Origin of the sequence: Microbacterium sp. AG157 (assembly GCF_003385695.1) — a bacterium.
GTDB lineage: Bacteria > Actinomycetota > Actinomycetes > Actinomycetales > Microbacteriaceae > Microbacterium > Microbacterium testaceum.
Genome location: NZ_QRDK01000001.1, coordinates 708,569 through 727,195, shown reverse-complemented (window position 1 = coordinate 727,195; position 18,627 = coordinate 708,569). Strand labels below are relative to the sequence as shown.

The 18,627-nt window shown below is 70.7% G+C and carries 15 protein-coding genes; 4 read left to right on the top strand and 11 right to left on the bottom strand.

Going from position 1 to position 18,627, the window contains the following annotated elements; translation table 11 throughout:
• Nucleotides 1-43: 43 nt before the first annotated feature.
• The gene (ligD, locus tag DEU35_RS03450) at nucleotides 44-1,069 is read left to right on the top strand and encodes a non-homologous end-joining DNA ligase (RefSeq protein ID WP_116238629.1); all 1,026 of its coding nucleotides are present in this window, start codon (nucleotides 44-46) and stop codon (nucleotides 1,067-1,069) included.
• Here ligD and DEU35_RS03445 read toward each other — a convergent pair.
• The gene (locus DEU35_RS03445) at nucleotides 1,066-2,016 is read right to left on the bottom strand and encodes a helix-turn-helix domain-containing protein (RefSeq protein WP_103206674.1); all 951 of its coding nucleotides are present in this window, start codon (nucleotides 2,014-2,016) and stop codon (nucleotides 1,066-1,068) included. The genes ligD and DEU35_RS03445 overlap by 4 nt on opposite strands.
• Nucleotides 2,017-2,071: 55 nt before the next feature.
• On the opposite strand from DEU35_RS03445, the gene DEU35_RS03440 reads away from it, so the two are divergent.
• Nucleotides 2,072-3,349 carry an MFS transporter gene (locus tag DEU35_RS03440; protein WP_181904563.1) on the top strand — a complete coding sequence of 426 codons (1,278 nt, stop codon included), beginning with the start codon at nucleotides 2,072-2,074 and terminating at the stop codon, nucleotides 3,347-3,349.
• Nucleotides 3,350-3,373: 24 nt separating this feature from the next.
• On the opposite strand, the gene DEU35_RS03435 is transcribed toward DEU35_RS03440, so the two are convergent.
• The 4 genes from DEU35_RS03435 to DEU35_RS03420 all read right to left on the bottom strand — a co-directional run bounded on the left by DEU35_RS03435 (nucleotide 3,374) and on the right by DEU35_RS03420 (nucleotide 8,173).
• Nucleotides 3,374-4,417, bottom strand: a complete 1,044-nt coding sequence (locus DEU35_RS03435; RefSeq protein WP_116238627.1) for an ATP-dependent DNA ligase — start codon at nucleotides 4,415-4,417, stop codon at nucleotides 3,374-3,376.
• Nucleotides 4,418-4,420: 3 nt separating this feature from the next.
• Entirely contained in the window at nucleotides 4,421-5,599 is a 1,179-nt protein-coding gene (locus tag DEU35_RS03430; RefSeq protein ID WP_116238901.1) for an AI-2E family transporter, read from the bottom strand.
• Nucleotides 5,600-5,860: 261 nt separating this feature from the next.
• Nucleotides 5,861-7,102: an acyl-CoA dehydrogenase family protein gene (locus DEU35_RS03425; protein ID WP_116238626.1), complete on the bottom strand. Its 1,242-nt coding sequence runs from the start codon at nucleotides 7,100-7,102 to the stop codon at nucleotides 5,861-5,863.
• Between the two features lie 402 nt (nucleotides 7,103-7,504).
• On the bottom strand, nucleotides 7,505-8,173 hold the full coding sequence (locus tag DEU35_RS03420) for a TetR/AcrR family transcriptional regulator (RefSeq protein ID WP_116238625.1): 669 nt from the start codon (nucleotides 8,171-8,173) through the stop codon (nucleotides 7,505-7,507).
• A 123-nt stretch (nucleotides 8,174-8,296) separates the two neighbouring features.
• On the opposite strand from DEU35_RS03420, the gene DEU35_RS03415 reads away from it, so the two are divergent.
• Nucleotides 8,297-9,772 carry an FAD-dependent oxidoreductase gene (locus DEU35_RS03415; protein WP_116238624.1) on the top strand — a complete coding sequence of 492 codons (1,476 nt, stop codon included), beginning with the start codon at nucleotides 8,297-8,299 and terminating at the stop codon, nucleotides 9,770-9,772.
• A 139-nt stretch (nucleotides 9,773-9,911) separates the two neighbouring features.
• Here the strand turns inward: DEU35_RS03415 and DEU35_RS03410 are convergent, their stop codons facing one another.
• The 5 genes from DEU35_RS03410 to DEU35_RS03390 all read right to left on the bottom strand — a co-directional run bounded on the left by DEU35_RS03410 (nucleotide 9,912) and on the right by DEU35_RS03390 (nucleotide 17,537).
• Nucleotides 9,912-10,544: a LysE family translocator gene (locus DEU35_RS03410; RefSeq protein WP_116238623.1), complete on the bottom strand. Its 633-nt coding sequence runs from the start codon at nucleotides 10,542-10,544 to the stop codon at nucleotides 9,912-9,914.
• Nucleotides 10,545-10,734: 190 nt separating this feature from the next.
• Nucleotides 10,735-12,300, bottom strand: coding sequence for an FAD-dependent oxidoreductase (locus DEU35_RS03405; RefSeq protein WP_116238622.1), 1,566 nt, complete (start codon nucleotides 12,298-12,300; stop codon nucleotides 10,735-10,737).
• A complete protein-coding gene (locus tag DEU35_RS03400) occupies nucleotides 12,293-14,536 on the bottom strand; it encodes a molybdopterin oxidoreductase family protein (protein WP_258873311.1) in 2,244 nt (747 codons plus the stop codon). Before DEU35_RS03400 ends, DEU35_RS03405 begins: the two co-directional genes overlap by 8 nt.
• Before the next feature lie 4 nt (nucleotides 14,537-14,540).
• A complete protein-coding gene (locus DEU35_RS03395; RefSeq protein WP_116238621.1) occupies nucleotides 14,541-15,950 on the bottom strand; it encodes an MFS transporter in 1,410 nt (469 codons plus the stop codon).
• 411 nt (nucleotides 15,951-16,361) lie between these two features.
• Nucleotides 16,362-17,537, bottom strand: coding sequence for an MFS transporter (locus tag DEU35_RS03390; protein ID WP_116238620.1), 1,176 nt, complete (start codon nucleotides 17,535-17,537; stop codon nucleotides 16,362-16,364).
• A 444-nt stretch (nucleotides 17,538-17,981) separates the two neighbouring features.
• Between DEU35_RS03390 and DEU35_RS03385 the strand changes: the two genes are divergently transcribed.
• Complete coding sequence (locus tag DEU35_RS03385; RefSeq protein ID WP_116238619.1) at nucleotides 17,982-18,239, top strand: nuclease; 258 nt, start codon at nucleotides 17,982-17,984, stop codon at nucleotides 18,237-18,239.
• 47 nt (nucleotides 18,240-18,286) lie between these two features.
• On the opposite strand, the gene DEU35_RS03380 is transcribed toward DEU35_RS03385, so the two are convergent.
• On the bottom strand, nucleotides 18,287-18,613 hold the full coding sequence (locus tag DEU35_RS03380) for an aldehyde dehydrogenase (RefSeq protein ID WP_258873310.1): 327 nt from the start codon (nucleotides 18,611-18,613) through the stop codon (nucleotides 18,287-18,289).
• Nucleotides 18,614-18,627 lie beyond the last annotated feature (14 nt).

Below are 18,627 nucleotides of genomic sequence, written 5' to 3'. Positions count from 1 at the left end.
AACCCGGCAGACACCACCGCCACCCGGGCGCTAGCGTCGGGACATGGCATCCCCCCGCATCACGCTGACCGTGCCGGGCCCCGAGGGTGATCGCGAGGTGGGCATCTCCAACCCCGATCGCGTGCTGTGGCCCGAGGTGGGTATCACCAAGCGCGAGCTCGCCGAGTACCTCATCGCCGTCGCCGATCCCTTCATCGCCGCGAACGGGCACCGGCCGGTGTCGCTCGAGCGCTTCCCCGAGGGCGTGGGCGGCGAGGCATTCTTCTCGAAGAACCCGCCGAAGGGGGCGCCGGACTTCGTCGAGGCCGTGACCGTGACGTACAACAGCGGGCGCCGGCATCCGCAGCTCTTCCTCGGCGAGATCGCGTCGGCGGTGTGGGCCGCTCAGATGAACACGATCGTGTTCCACCCGTGGGCCTCGCTCGCGAGCGACGCGGATCACCCGGTCGAGTTGCGCATCGACCTCGACCCGCAACCGGGCACCGGTATCGCCGAGGCGGTCGCGGCGGCGCACGAGTTGCGGACGGTCCTGCGCGAAGCGGGTCTTGAGGCCTGGATCAAGACCAGTGGCAACCGCGGTCTGCACGTGTTCTGCCCGATCGAGCCGACGCATGAGTTCCTCGACGTCCGGCACGCGGTCATCGCCGCGGCGCGCGAGCTGGAGCGACGGATGCCGGATGCCGTGACCACCAGCTGGTGGAAGGAAGAGCGCGGAGAGCGGATCTTCGTCGACTTCAACCAGGCCAACCGCGACCGCACGATGGCGGGTGCCTACTCGCCCCGAGCGCTGCCGACCGCGACCGTGTCGACGCCGGTGACCTGGGACGAACTCGACGACATCGACCCGCTCGCCTTCACCGTGCGTTCGATTCCCGAGCGATTGGCATCCGTCGGCGATCCGTGGGCGGGATTCGCCGAGAAACCCGAACGCATCGACACGCTGCTGCAGTGGTGGCAGCGCGACCTCGACGACGGGCTGGGGGAGCTGCCGTTCCCGCCCGAGTTCCCCAAGATGCCGGGGGAGCCGCCGCGCGTGCAGCCGTCGCGGGCGAAGGCCCCGGGCGCTTAGGGGTTCAGCGCGTCGCCCGCGGCGCTGCGGTAGTAGAGCACCGCGCGTCCGTACCGCGTGCGGTTCAAGAGCCCCGCGCGTTCCATCACGCGCAGGTGCTGGTTGATCGCCGAGGTCGAGACACCGAGCTGCAGAGCGAGATCGGTGGAGGATGCCGGCTCACCCAGCGCCGCGAGAAGTGTCGCGCGCGTGCGACCGAGCAGGTCGACGACGGCGTCGGGTGCGGGCTGCGCGCTGGTGGACCACATCGCCCCCTGCCCGCGTGCGGGATACATCACCGTGGGCGGGAGGTCGTCGTCGATCGGCGTCGAGACGCGGACGGTGAAGATCGACGGGACGAGGGTGAGGCCTTCGCCGAGGACCGGTCGGCGGCGAATCTCGGGGTTCCACAGCCGCACGTCGAGGTGGCGTCCGTCATAGCGCGCGGCATCCGACAGGCCGTTCAAGACGGTGCCCATGCCCGCTTGCGCGGCGATGCGTCCTCGGTAGGCGATGTCGGCGCGCAGCACCGCGCTCATGCGTGCCCAGTGCGGGGCGAAGCAGAGGTCCCACGTGGTGGCGAGCGCCCGCTGCAGGCGCGCGACGACCAGATCATGACGCCCGCGGAAGACCGCCGGCACCTCTCCGTGCACCCGCTCGAGATCTATATGCAGGCGCGACCGCGAGATGCGGCCGAGCTCGGCCAGTTCGTCGTCGAACGACGTGAGGGGCGAGGCGGGCCGCGGGTTGACGAAGTCGGCCGTCCACTTGCGGTCGTTGATCAGTGCGAGCAGCACGTCGAGATCCAGGAGCGGGCGCACGTCTGCGATCTGGCGGAGCCACGGAGCCTGCAGCGGGTACCCCTCCGGCTGCGACAGGGCCCGGAGTCCGAGGCCCAGCTCCGACAGCGGCGAGATGCCGAAACGGATCGCCGAGATGTCGGCGGCCTCCAACTCGTACCGGATCATGAAGCCCCACGCTACATCGATTGAACGGCATCCCGGCGCCTGGATCAATGGAGACGTGACCAGCACGATCCCCACCGTCCCCCTGAAAACCCTCGTGCAAACGGACAAGACCCTGGGCCGCCTGCTCACGATCACCCTGGTCGACACCCTCGGACGCGGTGCCTTCTTCACCCTGACGACGCTGTACCTCACGCTCATCGTGGGGCTCGAGCCGGTGACGGTCGGCATCGGTCTGACCGTCGCCGGGGCGGTGGGCGTCGCCAGCTCGCTCGTTTTCGGCCACCTCTCGGATCGCTTCAGCGCGCGGATGATGCTGATCGTGCTGCACGTCGTGCAGGGCGCGGCGCTTATCGGCTACCTCTTCGTCCGCGACCTGCCCTCGCTCGTGATCGTCGCCTCTCTCGTCCTGCTCGCTCAGCAGGGCGGCGGGAGCGTCCGCTCCGCCGTCGTCGGACGGGCGTTCCGCGGAGACGACCGCGTACGCATCCGCGCGGCCATGCGCACCGTGACCAACGTCGGCATCGGGGTCGGCACCGCGGTCGCGGCGATCCCGCTCGCCCTCGGCACCCCGTTCGCTTTCCACCTGACCATGACGATCGCGGGCTCGTTCTTCCTCGTGTCCGCCGTGCTCGTCGCGGGGCTCGATCCTGCCCGCGTCGACCTCTCCGTCGCCGAACCCGCGCCGGATGCCCCCGCCGTCGTCGGTCGTAGCCCCTACCGGGACCCACGCTTCTTGTGGTTGACGGCTCTCATGGGGGTGTTCGGCATCCAGTTCGGTGTGTTCGAGATCGGTGTGCCGCTGTGGGTCGTCGCCCACACGATCGCGCCCGACGTCGTGGTGAGCCCGCTGCTCTTGGTCAACACGGTCGTCGTGGTCCTGCTGCAGGTGCGGATGAGCCGTGGGACCGGGACCTTCGCCGGGGCAGGACGCGCGATGAGCAGGGCCGGGTGGCTCATGGTCGCGGCGTGCGCGCTGTGGGCGGGCGCCGGATGGATCGGGGGCGAGGGAGGGGGTCCGGTGGCCGCGGTGATCGTGGTGCTGCTGGCCGCGGCGGTCGTGCACTCCCTCGCCGAGATAACCTCGAGCGCCGCGGGGTGGAGCCTCAGCTTCGACCTCGCCCCGCAGGAGCGCATGGGCAGCTACCAGGGCGTCTACGGCACCGGATACGCGGTCGGCGCGATGATCGCCCCCGTGGTGGTGACGCTCACGGCGATCGATCTCGGCACGGGCGGGTGGGCGATCCTCGCCGCGATGTTCGCCGCGGCGGCTGCCGGGGTCGTCGTGATCGCACGTCGGGCCGAGCGGGAGAGGGGTGCCGCTCCCACCGACTGAGCGACAGTGCGGGAGCCGCCGGACTCAGTCGAGCACGTCGCCCAGGTCGTACGACGCCACCGTCTCGAGCTGTGTGAACGTGCAGGAGCGGGCATCGCGGTCGGGGCGCCAGCGGTCGAACTGCACGGTGTGGCGGAAGCGCATGCCCTCGAGCTGGTCGTAACGCACTTCGAGCACGAGCTCGGGGCGCAGCCGCACGAACGACACGTCTTTCGATGCCGAGAAGCGCGAGCGGTCGGTTTCGCCGACCACGGCGGCGCCGTCTTCGTCGCGCTCCACCAGCGGAGCGAGTTCGTCGATCAGCTCTTTACGGCGTTTGTCGGTCCAGGCGGAGACGCCACCGACGCCGTGCAGGCGACCCTCGTCGTCGTAGAGGCCGACGAGCAGCGATCCGACGCCCTCGCCCGACTTGTGGATGCGGTAGCCGAGGGCGACCACGTCCGCGGTGCGGGCGTGCTTGATCTTGAACATCGTGCGCTTGTTCGGCGCGTACGGCTGGGCGAGCGGCTTGGCGATCACGCCGTCGAGGCCCGCGCCCTCGAACTCGGCGAGCCACCGGCGCGCGAGGTCGGGGTCGTCGGTCGTGCGGGTGACGTGGACCGGGTGCGGCACGGAGCCCAGCAGGTCTTCGAGATGCGCCCGGCGCTCCGAGAACGGCTCGTTCTGCAGGTCGCGGTCGCCGCGCGCGAGCAGGTCGAAGGCGATGAACATCGCCGGCGTCTCTTCGGACAACATGGTCACGCGCGACGCCGCGGGGTGGATCCGTTGCGACAGGGCTTCCCAATCGAGGCGCTGGTGGCCGGCGGCGCCGCGGGCCACCACGACCTCTCCGTCGATCAGGCACGGCTCGGGCAGGATCTCGGCGAACGCCGCGACCAGCTCGGGGAAGTACCGAGTGAGGGGCTTGGCTCCGCGGCTGCCGATCTCGACGTCGGTGCCGTCCCACGACACCAGCGCGCGGAAGCCGTCCCATTTGGGTTCGTAGCTGAAGCCGCCCGCGACCTTGCCGTGCTCGGGCACCTCGGGCACCGACTTCGCCAGCATCGGCGCGGGGATGTCGTAGCCCATGGGTCAGTCCGTGCTCTCGCCCCCGGCCAGCGGCACGGGGTTGCGGCGCTTCTTGCGTCGCGCCCACTCCGCGGGCTTGTCGTCGCCGTTCCAGACGGTGATGATGCCCCACACCACGGCGGTCAGCGGGACCGCCAGCAGGGTGCCGAGGATGCCGCCGATCGCGGTACCGCCGGCCAGCACGACCAGCACGACGAAGGAGTGCAGCTTCATCGAGCGGCCCATGAGCACGGGCTGCAGGAAGTTGCCCTCGAGCTGGTTCACGAGCACGACGATGCCGACGACGATCAGCGCGACGACCCAGCCGTTGGTGACGAGGGCGACGAGCGCGGCCAGGATGCCGGCGGTGACGGCCCCCACGATCGGGATGAACGCGAGCAGGAACACCAGGACGGCCAGCGGAAGGGCGAGCGGGACCTGCAGGATCGCGAGACCGATGCCGATGCCGATCGCGTCGACGGCCGCGACCGAGGCGGTACCGCGGACGTACGAGCCGAGAACGGTCACCGTCTTGTCGCCGATGCGGCGCGCGCGGTCGTAGTCGCGACCGTGGAAGGGGCGGAGCACGAACTCCCACATGCGGGGTCCGTCTTTGAGGAAGAAGAACAGGATGACGACCATCAGGACGAAACCCGTGACGAACGAGGCGATCGCGCTGACGCCGGCGAGAGCTCCGGTGCCGAACTGCGAGCTCGTCACGAAGTCTTGAATGCCTTGCACGGCCTGGTTGACCTGGTCGGGCGAGATGGCGAAGGGGAGCGTGTGGTACCAGTCCTGCGCCTGCTCGAAGCCCTTCTGCGCCTGCGAACTGAGGTACGGCCACTGGTCGATGACCGCGTTGACCACGAGCCAGCCCAGGGCACTCAGCACCACGACGACAGCCAGCAGCGTCAGCAACGTCGCCAGCACCGCCGGCACGCCCTTGCGCCGCATCCACATGGTGACCGGGCCGAACGCCGAGGCGAAGATGAGCGCCAGGATCAGGGGGATGATGACGAGTGTCACTTGCTGGATACCCCAGATGAGACCGGCGACCAGGATCACCACGACGATGATCTGCACCGCGCGAACGGCGAGGCGCCCGAACCCGTCGGCCCAGAGACTCTTCGGCGGCGGTTGGACCGCCTCGGCGACGGAGGTGACGGCGTCGCGCGGCGCGGGGTGACGAGAGAACAGGCCCATGAGCACACGGTAGCGGGGGCCTCCGACATGGCGACGGAGGTTGCGCCGTGCCGGGGTGCCGGATAGGGCGGCGGATGCCGGGAGCCGCGCCGTTCCGCGTGCCGCGGCCCCGCCGTTCACGGTCGACCGGGCCGCGACGTCGCCCGAGGCGGTGACCGGCGCCCGCTCGGAGGGGATCGGGGCGCCGCGTCCCGGCATCCGGGATCGCACGAGCTCGGCCACCTCGATCGGATCAGGGTGCCGGGGATGCGGCATCCGGGATCAGACGAACGCGCTCATTCCGGTGATGTCGCGGCCGAGCAGGAGGGCCTGGACGCTCTCGGTGCCCTCGTACGTGTGGATGGCCTCGATGTCGGCCATGTGCTGCATGACGCCGTTCTCGAGCAGGATGCCGTTGCCGCCGAGCAGGTCGCGGGCGATCGCCGCGACCCGGCGCGCGGCGCGGGTGTTGTGGTACTTCGCGAGCGACGCCTGGGTGGGACGCAGGCCGCCCGACGACTCGAGGTCGGCGAGACGGCGGCAGTACAGCTGCATGGCGGTGAGCTCGTCGAGCATCTGCGCGAGGCGCTCCTGCACCATCTGGAACTTCGCGAGGGGCTTTCCGAACTGCATGCGCTCGGTGGCATACGTCCGCGCGATCTCGTAGCAGGCGGTCGCGTGACCGAGCGCCGACCAGGCCACACCCGAGCGGGTGGCGAACAGCACGACCGACGCGTCCTTGAAGGTGTGAGTGCCGGGCAGCACGGCATCCGCGGGAAGACGCACGCCGTCCATCGCGATGTGAGCCTGGTGGATGCCGCGGAGCGACACCTTTCCGGTGATGACGGTGCCCGTGTAGCCCGGGGCGTCCTGCTCGACGAGGAAGCAGCGAACGTTGCCGTGGTCGTCGCCGCCCTCGTTCTCGACGCGGGCCCAGACGAAGGTGATGCCGCCGGAGGCACCGTTGCCGATCCACTTCTTCGTGCCGCTGAGCGACCAGCCGTCGTCGGTGCGGGTCGCCGTGGTCTCGAGCGAGACGGAGTCGGATCCGTGGTCGGGCTCGGTCAGCGCGAAGGCGCCGAGCACGGTGCCGTCGGCGAGGGGCTTCAGCCACCGCTCCTGCTGCTCGGGCGAGCCGTAGAACGCGAGCGTCCGCAGCGCGAGTCCGCCCTGCACGGCGAGGGCTGTGGCGAGAGAGCCGTCGTGGCGCGAGATCTCCATGTTGACCAGGCCCGCGGCCAGCGGCGAGGTGTACGGGAGTTCGGGGTGCTCGATGCCGTCGGTGAACAGCTCGAGCTCACCCATGCGCTGCACGAGGTCGATCGGGTAGCTCGCGGCATCCCATTCGCCCTGCATGCGCGTGCCGACCTCGTCGGCGAAGGCCTTGGCGGTGTCCCAGACGGCGCGGTCGGCGTCGGGGATGTCGGCGAACACCGCGTAGTAGTCGGTGTCGCGGCGGCCGAGCAGGTCGTAGCGGGCGACGCGCTCTCCGGGGAGCGTGTGGGCATCGGCGTCGATGGTCATGGTTCCCAGTATCGCGCATGTTGGTACTGGGTGTCACGCTTCGGAGTGGACTCGCGGCGAACGCTCGGATGGGTGCGCGGGTGGGCGCCCGGGTGCGCGCGGCGCCGTGTCGCGCGCCCCGCGATGACCGGGCCCGCTTCGACGTCGAGTGTCCACGACACCCGGAAGGTTTTTCGAGATGTCCGGGTGTTTTGGACACTCAACGCAGGGGCCCCGTCCCGCGATGGCGGTGCGTGATTGGACGTTGAGTGTCCACAACACCCGGACGATTTTTCGCAACGTCCGGGTGTTGTGGACACTCAACGGGTGGGTCGGCGGGCGGGCACGCGAGGGCAGGGGCGGGCGGGCACGCGACGGGCGGGTGAGCGGGCACGCGAGGGACGGCCCCGCGAGCCCCGCGCGTCAGTCCCCGAGAGCCCCGCGCAGGCGCCGCGTGACCTCGGCGGCGGGCATGCGACGGGGGAAGGCTGCCACGATCAGGTCGTCGCCGGCCGCGTCGTCGCCGTCGGCGTGCACGCCGTAGCGGCGCAGCACGTCGTCGAGCGCTCGACGGAGAACGGATGCCGGCACCCGAGCCCCCCGCATCAGCCGGCGCAGCACGTGGTTGTGCACCGCCGTGACCGAGGCCGCGAAGCCGACGGCATCCAGGGGGTCGAGGCCGGGGAGCGCCTCGCGCAGGTATTCGTCGAAGAGGCGTTCGTAGCGGAACACCGTCACGATCTCGCGGTCGCGCAGGCCCGGGATCTGCCGCACGATCGCGTAACGGCGCCGCGCGACCTCGGGGTCGGCGGCGAAGTGTCGGAACACCCGCACCGATGCCTCGCAGACGGCGGCCCACGGGTCGTCGTGCGGTTGGTCGAGGTACGCGCGCGTCTCGGTGAGCAGCACCTCGTGGTCGGCGAAGACCACGTCTTCCTTGCCGCCGAACTGCCGGAAGAACGTCGACCGCGATACCCCGGCCGCCTGTGCGATCTGCTCGACCGAGGTCTGGTCGTAGCCGTGCTCGACGAAGAGGTCGATGGCCGCGGACACGACGGCCGTCCGGCTCGAGGGGGCGGCGCTGTCGGTCACGCCCCGAGCCTATCCGCGGCCCGCCGTCGCGCGGGGTCGGGTTACGCGGGGCGGTCCGTAGATGATCGGGGCGGCGGAGGCAACCGGATGCCGAGACCCCCACGCCCGCGATGGGATGAAGGCATGACCTCCTCCCTGTGGCACAGAGACCAGACGCCCGTCGACGGGACGCCGTTCGCACCCGATGCCCGGCACGACGTCGTCATCGTCGGCGCCGGGATCACCGGCCTGTCGACCGCCGTGATGCTCGCCGAGGCGGGAGTCGACGTCGCGATCGTCGACGCGGGCCCCGTGGGGCAGGGGGCGACCGGGGCGTCGGTGGGGATGGCATCCCTTCTGCAGGGGACGACCCTCGCGGCGCTGCGCGCCCACCACCCCGCCGGACTCGTGAAGGCGTACGTCGACGCGAACCGCGCGGGGCAGGAGTGGCTCGCCGAGCGTGCGGGAGCCGCCGCCGACCGCCGCACCGCCTTCACGTTCGGCCGGGGACTCTCGACCGACCCGGCGCTCGACGCCGTCCGCGATGCCGCACGCGAGGCCGGGCTGCCGATCCGTGAAGACGCCCCCGGCGACCTCGGCGGACGCACCCCCGTGCGGGCCCTCGCCCTCGACGACCAGCTCGCCCTCGACCCCGACGCCCTCTCGCGCTCTCTCGCCGAGGCGGCACTCGCGGCCGGGGCGACGCTGCACACGGGCGTCCGCGTGACCGACGTCCGCGCTCTTCCCTCCGGCCGCGTCGACACCGACCACGGCACGATCTTCGGAGACACCGTCGTGCTCGCCACCGGCACGCCCATCACGCGCCGCGGCCTGTACGACCTCAAGACTCGCGCGCTGCGGTCGTGGGCGATCGCGTTCGAGATGGAGGGGGATGCCGAGGCCCCCGGCGGCATGTGGAGCGAGGTCGGCACCGACGGGCGCAGCGTCGTCGCCGCACCGTCGTCGTTCGGGCGCGGGGTGCTGCTGGTGACCGGGGCACGGCATCCGGTCGGCTCCGCACCCTCGGAGGTCGCGCTCGCCGAAGGCCTCGCCGCGTGGGCCCGTCGCACGCTCCCCGTGGGAGCCGAGATCGCCCGCTGGTCGGGACAGGATTACCAGTCGCACAACCTCGTGCCCTTCGTCGGAGGGATGCCGAGGGGCCTCGGGCGCCTGCGCTTCGCCACCGGCTACGCCGGGTGGGGCCTGACCAACGCCCCGGCCGCCGCGATGCGGTTGAGCGACGAGATCCGCGGGGTCTCGCGCAGCGACCGGCCGCAGTGGATGCGCACGATCGGCACGCGCATGACGGTTCCCGCCGACCTCGGCCGCGGCATCGGCGAAGCGGCCCGTCGGGTGGGCGTGGCGGCGGGGGCGTTCGCTGCGGCGGCGCCCGCACCGGTCAAGCGGCCCGCCGAGGGCGCCGGGCTGGTGTCGCGGCAGGGAATACGGATCGCGGCGGTGTCGACGATCGAGGGAGAGACTCGCGCGGTGGTCGCCCCGGCTCCGCTGACGTGGAACGACGCGGAAGGCTCCTGGGACAGCCCCGTCGACGGCTCGCGCTACGCCCCGGACGGGACGCGGCTCGAGGGCGCGGCATCCGCGGATCTGGGCGTGCGCTGAGGCCGCACGGGGTTCGGCTCGGCCGCGCCGAGACGGCACCTCGCTGACAAACCGGTTGCAGGCTGACGCGGAGTCGTCAGCCAGTTGCCGTCCCGACGGCCGCCACCTGGACGACCGCCAGAGTCAGCTCTTCGGCCGGTCAGCTCTTCGCACCCGACAACGCGAGCGCGCCGCCGAGACCGATCATCATGACCCCGCCGGTTCCCGACAGGGTCGAGATGCGCCTCGGCGACCGGGCGAACCACTCGCGGGCGGTGCCGGCGGCCAGGGCCCACACGCTGTCGCAGGTGAGCGCCATGATCTGGAACGTCAGGCCGAGAACGAGCAGCTGCAGCCACACCGCCCCCGCGTGCGGGTCGACGAACTGCGGCAGCACCGCGACGAAGAACGCGATCGTCTTCGGGTTGGTCAATCCCACGACGAACCCTTGACGCAGCAGGGTCCACGACGACGAGGGCCCCCGCGTCGCCCCGGCGACATGAGCGTGGCGGTGACGGATGGCCTGGATGCCGAGCCACACGAGATAGATGGCCCCGACGATCTTCAGGATCGTGAAGGCGACGATCGACGACGCGACGATCGCCCCGACGCCGAAGGCCACCGCGAGCACCGCCGGCACGGTACCGAGCGCGTTGCCGACGACGCTCAGCACGCCCGCGCGGCGGCCGAGCGCGATCGAACGCCCGATCACGAAGAGCACGCTCGGACCCGGGATGACGATGATGATGACCGACGCGGCGACGAACGCCAGCACGTTCTCGATCGGAGGCATGCGTGAACTGTACTGCCGTCGCGTTTCGGGACGGTATCGCGCGTCGGGGCGGGCCGAACACCTGAGATTCGGGATGCCGGTGGCCGTGAACGCGCGCAGGGCGGGGTGGGCGCTCGGTTTCTCAGGAGTTCGGCCCGGCCGCCGCCGTGACCCGCCGCCGCCGAGGCCGCCGGACCTGGCGGCCGCGGCCTCACGCCGGGACGGACTCGCGAGCCAGCAGCTCCGTGATCCGGCCGACGCAGCCGCCGCAGCCGGTACCGGCACGGGTCGCGGCCTTCACGCACGCGACCGTGGGTTCGCCCGCCGCGGCCGCCTCGCGTATCGCCCCGGCGCTGACGCCATTGCACCAGCACACGGTGGCGTCCGCGGCGAAGGGGTCGCCGACGGCGGGCATTCCGGCATCCGCGGCGTCGAGGCGCAGCAGCGATGAGCGGTCGGCGGGCAGCTCTGAGCCGCGCTCGAACAGCAGGGTCAGCTCGGCGCCGGTGCGCGGCATCCCGACCGCGACGAAGCCGGTCAGCACCCCCTCGACAGTGACGAGCTTCACGTAGGCGCCGCGCGCGGGGTCGGCCCAGAGCGTGACCTGGGGGCCGTGGCATCCGGGTGCGTGAGAGAAGGGGTCGGCGTCGACCGCGCCCCCGGCGACCACGTCGATCCCCTCGGCCTTGAGCATCACGACACCGGGGCGCTCGACCGGTGCGGGCGCCTCGACACCCGACGACAGCAGCGCCGCGAGTCGGTCGGCCTGCCGCCAACCGGGGCCGATGAGTCCGCTCGGTCCGCCGGGCACGCGTCCGTCGGGACCGGTGTCGGCGGGGTCGGCGACGTGCGCGCAGTCGCCGATCGCGAAGACGTTCGGGTCGGTCCACGAGCGCGACGATCCGTCGACGAGCACGCCGGCCGAGGTGGCGAGACCCGCGAGCGAGGCGATTTCCGTCCGTGCCCCGACCCCGCACGACAGCACGAGCAGGTCACCGGCGAGCACTTTGCCGTCGGCGCAGACGAGCCCGTCGAACCAGGCCTGACCGTGGTCGTCGTAGCGCTGCACGATGCTTTCGGCGCGCGCGTGGTGCATCATCTCGATGCCCACGGCGCTCGCCGCGGCGGCGAGCACGCGTCCGCCGTTCTCATCGAGCGTCCGGTTCATCGGCGCGGCGGAGTGATACGCCACGACCACCTCGGCGCCTGCCTCGGCGGCGGCGAGGGCGAGTTCCATGCCGAGCACTCCCGCGCCGAGCACGACGATGCGCTGACCCGCCGAGATCGCCGCGCGCACGTGCTCGGCGTCGGCGAGGTCGCGCAGGGCCACGACACCGCGGGGGAGCGGCGCAGTGCCCTGATCGAGAGCAGAAGGGTCGGCCGGTCGCGCGGACCGATGCCGCTGCGCCCGCTCGAGTCCCGCGAGCGTCGGCACGTTCGCCCGCGCGCCGGTGGCGAGCACGAGTCGGTCGTAGGGAATCCGGATGCCATCGTGCAGGCGCACCACCCGGAGGTCGCGGTCGACGCCGACTACCGTCGTCCCGAGCACGAACCGGACCCCGGCATCTTCGGCGACGCGGCGATCGCCCAGGTCGAGCCCTTCTCGGTTCATGCGCCCGACGGCATATTCTGCGAGCAGCACGCGGTTGTAGACGTCGTGCTGTTCGGCGCCGATGACGGTGAGGTCGATCCGCCCCTCGCGCACGGCGGGCAGGAGCCCCTCGATCAACCTCGCCCCGACGGGACCGTAGCCCACCAGCACCACACGCTCAGACATGGGTCTCCTCCTCCGTGCTCGGCGACGGGGTGCTCGGCGACAGGCTGCTCGGCGACGGCGCGCTCGTTACTAGAACGCCCGGCGCCGCACCTCCCACGACTCCGACGAGCGCGGGAGCCACACCCGGGTGCTCCGCCACGACGACCGGCGAAGCCGCGATGTGATGAGGTGCCGGGGTCGTGGCATCCGGGATTGCCTTCACTTGAACCCGCGTGCGCTTGAACTCGGGCATGGCCGACGTCGGGTCGACGATCGCCTCGGTCAGCCGGTTGGCGCACTCGTCGCCCGCGTAGTGGAACGGGAGAAAGACGGTGTCGTGCCGGATGTCGGTGGTCACCGTCGCCCGCGCCCGTACCTCGCCTCGCTCGTTCGACACGGAGACCAGCGCGCCCTCGCGGATGCCGAGCCGAGACGCCGTCGCGGGGTGGATCTCGAGCCGCGCCTCGGGGCGGGCGCCGTCCAGCTCGGCGACGCGGCGGGTCTGCGTGCCCGACTGGTACTGCTGCAGGTAGCGGCCCGTCGTGAGGGTCAGGTCGCCGCCGCGGTCGGTGGGCGTCGGGGGAGTGGCATCCACCGGCACGAGACGAGCCCGACCGTCGGCGTGGGCGAAGCGCTGCGTGAAGGGCCGCGGCGTGCTCTCGGTGCGGTACGGCCAGTACGCCTCGATCCCCGTGTCGAGCAGGGCGTGCGAGAGGCCGGAGTAGTCGGCGACCCCACCCTCCGACGCGCGGGCAAGCTCGTCGAACACCCCGGCCGGGTCGATCGACCAGGTGGATGCCGCGCCCAGGCGCCGCGCGAGCTCCGACATGATCCACAGCTCGCTGCGGGCACCCTCGGGGCCGGGCAGGGCCTGACGACGGCGGATGACCCGGCCCTCGAGCGAGGTCATCGTGCCCTCCTCCTCGGCCCACTGCAGCACGGGAAGCACGATGTCGGCGAGCTCCGCGGTCTCGCTGAGGAAGAAGTCGCACACGATGAGGGTGTCGAGGGCCTGGAGCCGCTCCCGCAGCGCGTCGACGTCGGGCGCCGACACGACGACGTTGGAGCCGGCGACCAGCAGCGTCTTCACCGGCCCGCCGAGTTCGCCGAGCAGGGCGGTGGCGGGGATGCCGGCATCCGGGATCTCCTCCGGTTCGATGCCCCACACCCCGGCGACGTGCCGGCGCGCCTCGGGGTCGCGGATGGAGCGGTAACCGGGGAGCTGGTCGGCCTTCTGGCCGTGCTCGCGTCCGCCCTGACCGTTGCCCTGCCCGGTGAGGGTGCCGTAGCCCGAGCCCTGGCGGCCGACGAGGCCGAGCACGAGCGCGAGGTTGATCGCGGCGGTCGCGGTGGCGGTGCCGTCGGCGTGCTGTTCGACGCCGCGCCCGGTGAGGATGTACGCGCCGCCCGCGGCGAGGCGCCGTGCGGTCTCGCGCAGCTGCGCGACGGGGACGCCGGTGGTGGCGGAGGTGCGCTCGGGCCACCACGCCGAGACGCTGCGGCGGAGGGCATCGAAGCCCTTCGTGCGCTCCTCTATATAGGGACGGTCGGTGAGGCCCTCGGCGAGGACGATGTGCGCGAGGCCGAGCAGCAGCGGCAGGTCGGTGCCGGGGGCGGGCTGCAGGTGGGTGCCGGCGCCGTCTTCGGTGAGGCGTGCGGTGGCCGAGCGGCGCGGGTCGACGACGATCAGGCCGCCCGCGGCCCGGGCTCCGGCGAGGTGCGCGAGGAACGGCGGCATGGTCGCGGCGACGTTGGAGCCGAGCAGCAGGATGGTGCGCGCGTCGTCGAGGTCGGTGACGGGGAACGGGAGGCCGCGGTCCATTCCGAAGGCCCGATTGGATGCCGCTGCCGCCGACGACATGCAGAACCGGCCGTTGTAGTCGATGCGCGAGGTGCCGAGCGCGACGCGGGCGAACTTGCCGAGCTGGTACGCCTTCTCGTTGGTGAGGCCACCGCCGCCGAAGATGGCGTTGGCGTCGGGGCCGTGAGTGGCCTTGGTCTGCCGGAACGCCGCAGCCACGGCATCCAGGGCTTCATCCCAGGTGGTCTCGGCGAGGGTTCCGTCGGGTTGGCGGAGCAGTGGCATCCGGAGTCTGTGGGGGGATGCCAAGAGCTCCGCCGACGTCCAGCCCTTCGCGCAGAGCCCGCCCCGGTTCGTCGGGAAGTCGCGGCCCGTGACCGTCGTTGCGCTGTCGTGCGTGACGGTCATGGCGCACTGCAGCGCGCAGTAGGGGCAGTGGGTGTCGGCGGAGCTCACGGCGTCAGATCCGGGTGCCGGACTTCTTCGACATGCGCAGGTACACGCCCGCGGTCAGGGCGAGGAAGGCGACGTACGCGAGCGCGAACCAGCCGAGGGCGGGGGTGTACGAGCCGAACGTCGTCTTCGAGAAGCCGAGCAGCTGCGGGATGAAGAAGCCGCCGTAGGCGCCGATCGCCGAGATGAGACCGAGGGCCGCGGCCGCCTTGCGCTGGGCGCCGATCCCGCCGTTCGCGCGCAGGGTGAAGATCGTCGGGATCATGCGGTACGTCGAACCGTTGCCCATGCCGGCCGCGGCGAACAGCACCAGGAAGCACAGCAGGAAGACGGCGAAGTTCTGCATCGGCAGGGTGAGGATGACGCCCAGGATGCCGAGACCCATCACCGTGAACGCGCCCATCGTGATGACGGTGCCGCCGAAGCGGTCGGCGAGCTTGCCGCCGTAGGGGCGGGCGAGCGAGCCGACAAGCGCACCCATGAACGCGAGGGTGACGGTGGCGGTGCCGATCGCGAAGCCCTTGAAGTCGGGGAACGTGTCGGCCAGCAGCTTCGGGAAGACCCCGGCGAAGCCGATGAACGAGCCGAACGTGCCGATGTAGAGCACGGCCATGACCCACAGGTGCGGCTCTTTCAGAGCGGCGAGGGATGCCGTGATGTCGGCCTTGGCGCTGGACAGGTTATCCATGCGGAGGTACGCGCCGACCATGGCGACGATGATGAGCGGCACCCAGATGAGACCCGCGAGCGGCAGGTTGAGGGTGGCGGCGGCGCCGACCGTGATGACGATCGGGACGACGAACTGCGCGACCGAGGCGCCGAGGTTGCCGCCGGCGGCGTTGAGTCCGAGGGCGTAGCCCTTCTGCGCGGCCGGGTAGAAGAACGTGATGTTCGCCATCGAGCTGGCGAAGTTGCCGCCGCCGAAGCCGGCGAACGCGGCGATCAGCAGCAGCAGGCCGAACGGGGTCGCGGGGTTGCTGACCGCGATGGCGAGGCCGATGCTCGGGATGAGCAGCAGGCCGGCCGAGACGATCGTCCAGTTGCGGCCGCCGAAGCGCGGAACCATGAACGTGTAGGGGATGCGCAGCGTCGCGCCGACGAGGCTCGGCATGGAGATGAGCCAGAAGATCTCACCCGTCGAGAGCTGGAAGCCCGCGGCCGGCAGTGAGACGACGACGACCGACCACAGCTGCCAGACGACGAACCCCAGGAACTCGGCGAAGATCGACCACCGCAGGTTGCGGGAGGCGATGGCCTTGCCTTCCTTGGCCCACTGCGTGGCGTTCTCGGGGTTCCAGTTGTCGATCCAGCGGCCGGGGCGGTGGACGAGCTGTGCCGCGGCTTCCGCGCTCGCGGCTTCGGCTCGGGTGGTGGGCTGCGCCGGCGTGGCTTCGGGGCGCGGGTCGGTGACGGTCACGGGGTCCTCCGGTGGGCGATGCGGGGGAGGTGCAGCGACCCGCATGGGCGGGACGTGCCGCCAGCGTAGGGAGCGGGCGTTACCCGGGACCGCGTCGGGAGGGGCGGGGAGGTAACGGTTGTCTCACCCGCGGAGGGGGTGGGGGAGAGGGGGAGTTTACGTGGGCGTTACACGAGAGGGGGCGGTGCGATGCGAGGAGTCAGGCAGCGGCGGCTGATATACGACCGACTATCGGTTGCGCCTCACGTTGGCCGATGACTGTTCGGGGGAGTGGTGTCTGGCGGCGCCTCCTCGGCAGGGTGACTCCAATGCGGCTACACGTAAGTAGTGTTCACAGCGACCCTTGGGGGGATTGTCAGACTGCGAGGATGGAGACGAGTGCCCACCCATCGGGCTCGGAGTGTCGAGGAACTATCTGCCTCTCGCTGCCCCTCGCTGCTCATCCCGGTACTCCTTGCCGATGCGATCAATGACCCAGGGAGCTAGTGCCGCGCCGCCAAGGATGACGACAGCGCAGGTGACGAATGCGGGGGCCCACTGGCCGTCGGCGACGATGGCGCCCACGGTGACCACGCCGACTGCCGCGCCGATTGTGTCCGCGTTCGCCTGCAGGCTCATCCCGCGGGCCACCCGGTCGCCGCTCGCCTCTGAGACAAGGGTCTTCTGCAGCGGATAAAGGAGCGCCAGTGAGGCGGACATGATGATCCAGAGTGCGGCGATGAGGATCACGGGCGGTGAGAGGGCGAGCGTTGCTGTGCTCACAGCGGTCGCGAGAGAAGCTGCAATGTAAGCGGGTTTACGACCCCACCGCTCGACGAGACCGTGAAGGGGGCGCGGGAGTAGGGTCATCGCGATACCGCCTGGCAGGTAGACCAGAGCGATTTGCCACACCTCGAGACCAGCCGCTTGCAGCTGGAGCAAGAGCGCCAATCCGACACCTGCCTCGGCGGCAGTGACGACGCCCCCAATCGTCATCAGAGGTGCGAGTCGGCGGGCATGTTCACGGATTCCGCCGGCGAGTTCCGTTCGCACGACGAGCGGTTCCTTAGGGGTGAGCAGCAAGCGCGCGCCGGCGGCGGCCGCCGTGACGGCAAGTCCGATGAAGACCGCCGAGTATCCGAACGCCCCGAGAAGGGCCATCGCTGGCCCCCAGAAGATCCACGATCCGAGAGCCTCTGCGGACATGAGCCCCGCGTATGTTCCCGAGTCGTCGGCGAGGTACTCCGCTGCTATCGCGCGCAGCGAGATCCAGAACAGAGGACCTGCAACCCCGCCGAGGAACGCCGCAATGAATGCAAGTGCGGGTGTATCTGCTATTGCGTAGATCACGCAGCTGAGGCTGAGGGCGAAGGCGCCGACCGCGGCAATTCGGGACCGTGCTCGTGTGTCGGCAAGATATCCGGCGAGGGGTCGAACGAGCACCGATACCACGAGCTCGGCGGCCACTAGCCATCCGATCGCGGGGGCGCCGAGCCCGAGCATCGCGCCCGCCCAGAGCGGGACGAGGAAGTCGAGCAGTTCGACAGGCCCACTCAGCAGGGTTGCCGATGTCCGTATCGCACGGCCGCGCACGGCATTCGTCGACATCTCACCACATTAAAGGAGGGCCCACCTCTACGCCCTGAATAAATCGCAGGGAGGACTCATCCCACTGCCGAGGCAGGTATGCGGGGCCGAAGCCGGTCGTGTCGTGCGCGGTTGCCGCGCGACGCCAGCGGTCCATATTAGGTGAGCGAAAGAGGTGTCAATCGGTTTCCCTCGTGCGGTTACCTGTCGACGCGGCAGGAGGTCAGCCCAGTGCGAAATCCAGACGTGTCAGTAAACTGACATAACTGTCTACTATCGGTTCGGCCGTTCCCGACCCGCCGCCATTGTAAGCGGGTTACCGCTCGAGCTGGCCGGTTGTTGCTGGTCGACCCCGCAAATGGCGGCACAAGCTTGCCTGATTACGCCCCACTACGCCCGAGATCGCCCGCCTCTGCGGCATCCCGTAGCTTCATCTCGCCAACCCCTCCGAAGGCAGGTGAAGCCATGTCCCGCACGATTTCGTCGACAGTCCACCCGATCCAGCGCTGCATGGCGGCCTCGAACCCGTCTGCGTGGTGGGACGGCCTCGTCATCGATACCGACGGCGCGACCGCGACGGTCGCGCTGCTGAACGGCAGCACGGTGCAGCTGCGGATCGTCGGCCCGGCCGTCGACATCGCGGTGGGGGAGCCGGTGGCCTACCACCCGGTCGCCGAACTCCTCAGCGCATCCGCGATCATCACGACCGCGCGCGCCGCATAACCGAGCGGCCGCCGACGACACGTCAGCGGCCGCGCGAAGAAGAGAACTCAGGCGGTCATCGAGGACATCATGGCCTCGCACTTCATGACCATGTCGTCGCAGGCCATGGCGCAGTAGCGGCACATTTCGTCCATGTCGCCGTGCGCGCGGCACTCGGCGGCGCATGCCTTGCCCATGGTCATGCAGGCGGTCATCATGGCGCTCATCACGTCCATGTTCATTCCGGCGGGACGCATCATCATGTGCATCGTCGCCTGAGCCATCTCGACCATGTTCGAGCACATGGCGCAGCACGTGGCCATCTCGGCGCCGTGCATCATGTCGCTGCCGGCGCACATCGCCGCGGCCATCGCGCACGCGTTCAGGGACTGCATGCTTTCCTGCATGG

Excerpts from the sequence above, each read along its gene's own strand:
- DEU35_RS03405 (WP_116238622.1), bottom strand. The coding sequence starts at position 12,300 with ATGTCTGAGCGTGTGGTGCTGGTGGGCTACGGTCCCGTCGGGGCGAGG.
- DEU35_RS03425 (WP_116238626.1), bottom strand. The coding sequence starts at position 7,102 with ATGACCATCGACGCCGATGCCCACACGCTCCCCGGAGAGCGCGTCGCC.
- DEU35_RS03385 (WP_116238619.1), top strand. The coding sequence starts at position 17,982 with ATGTCCCGCACGATTTCGTCGACAGTCCACCCGATCCAGCGCTGCATG.
- DEU35_RS03390 (WP_116238620.1), bottom strand. The coding sequence starts at position 17,537 with ATGTCGACGAATGCCGTGCGCGGCCGTGCGATACGGACATCGGCAACC.
- DEU35_RS03445 (WP_103206674.1), bottom strand. The coding sequence starts at position 2,016 with ATGATCCGGTACGAGTTGGAGGCCGCCGACATCTCGGCGATCCGTTTC.
- DEU35_RS03430 (WP_116238901.1), bottom strand. The coding sequence starts at position 5,599 with ATGGGCCTGTTCTCTCGTCACCCCGCGCCGCGCGACGCCGTCACCTCC.
- DEU35_RS03380 (WP_258873310.1), bottom strand. The coding sequence starts at position 18,613 with ATGCAGTCCCTGAACGCGTGCGCGATGGCCGCGGCGATGTGCGCCGGC.
- DEU35_RS03415 (WP_116238624.1), top strand. The coding sequence starts at position 8,297 with ATGACCTCCTCCCTGTGGCACAGAGACCAGACGCCCGTCGACGGGACG.
- DEU35_RS03410 (WP_116238623.1), bottom strand. The coding sequence starts at position 10,544 with ATGCCTCCGATCGAGAACGTGCTGGCGTTCGTCGCCGCGTCGGTCATC.
- DEU35_RS03435 (WP_116238627.1), bottom strand. The coding sequence starts at position 4,417 with ATGGGCTACGACATCCCCGCGCCGATGCTGGCGAAGTCGGTGCCCGAG.
- ligD (WP_116238629.1), top strand. The coding sequence starts at position 44 with ATGGCATCCCCCCGCATCACGCTGACCGTGCCGGGCCCCGAGGGTGAT.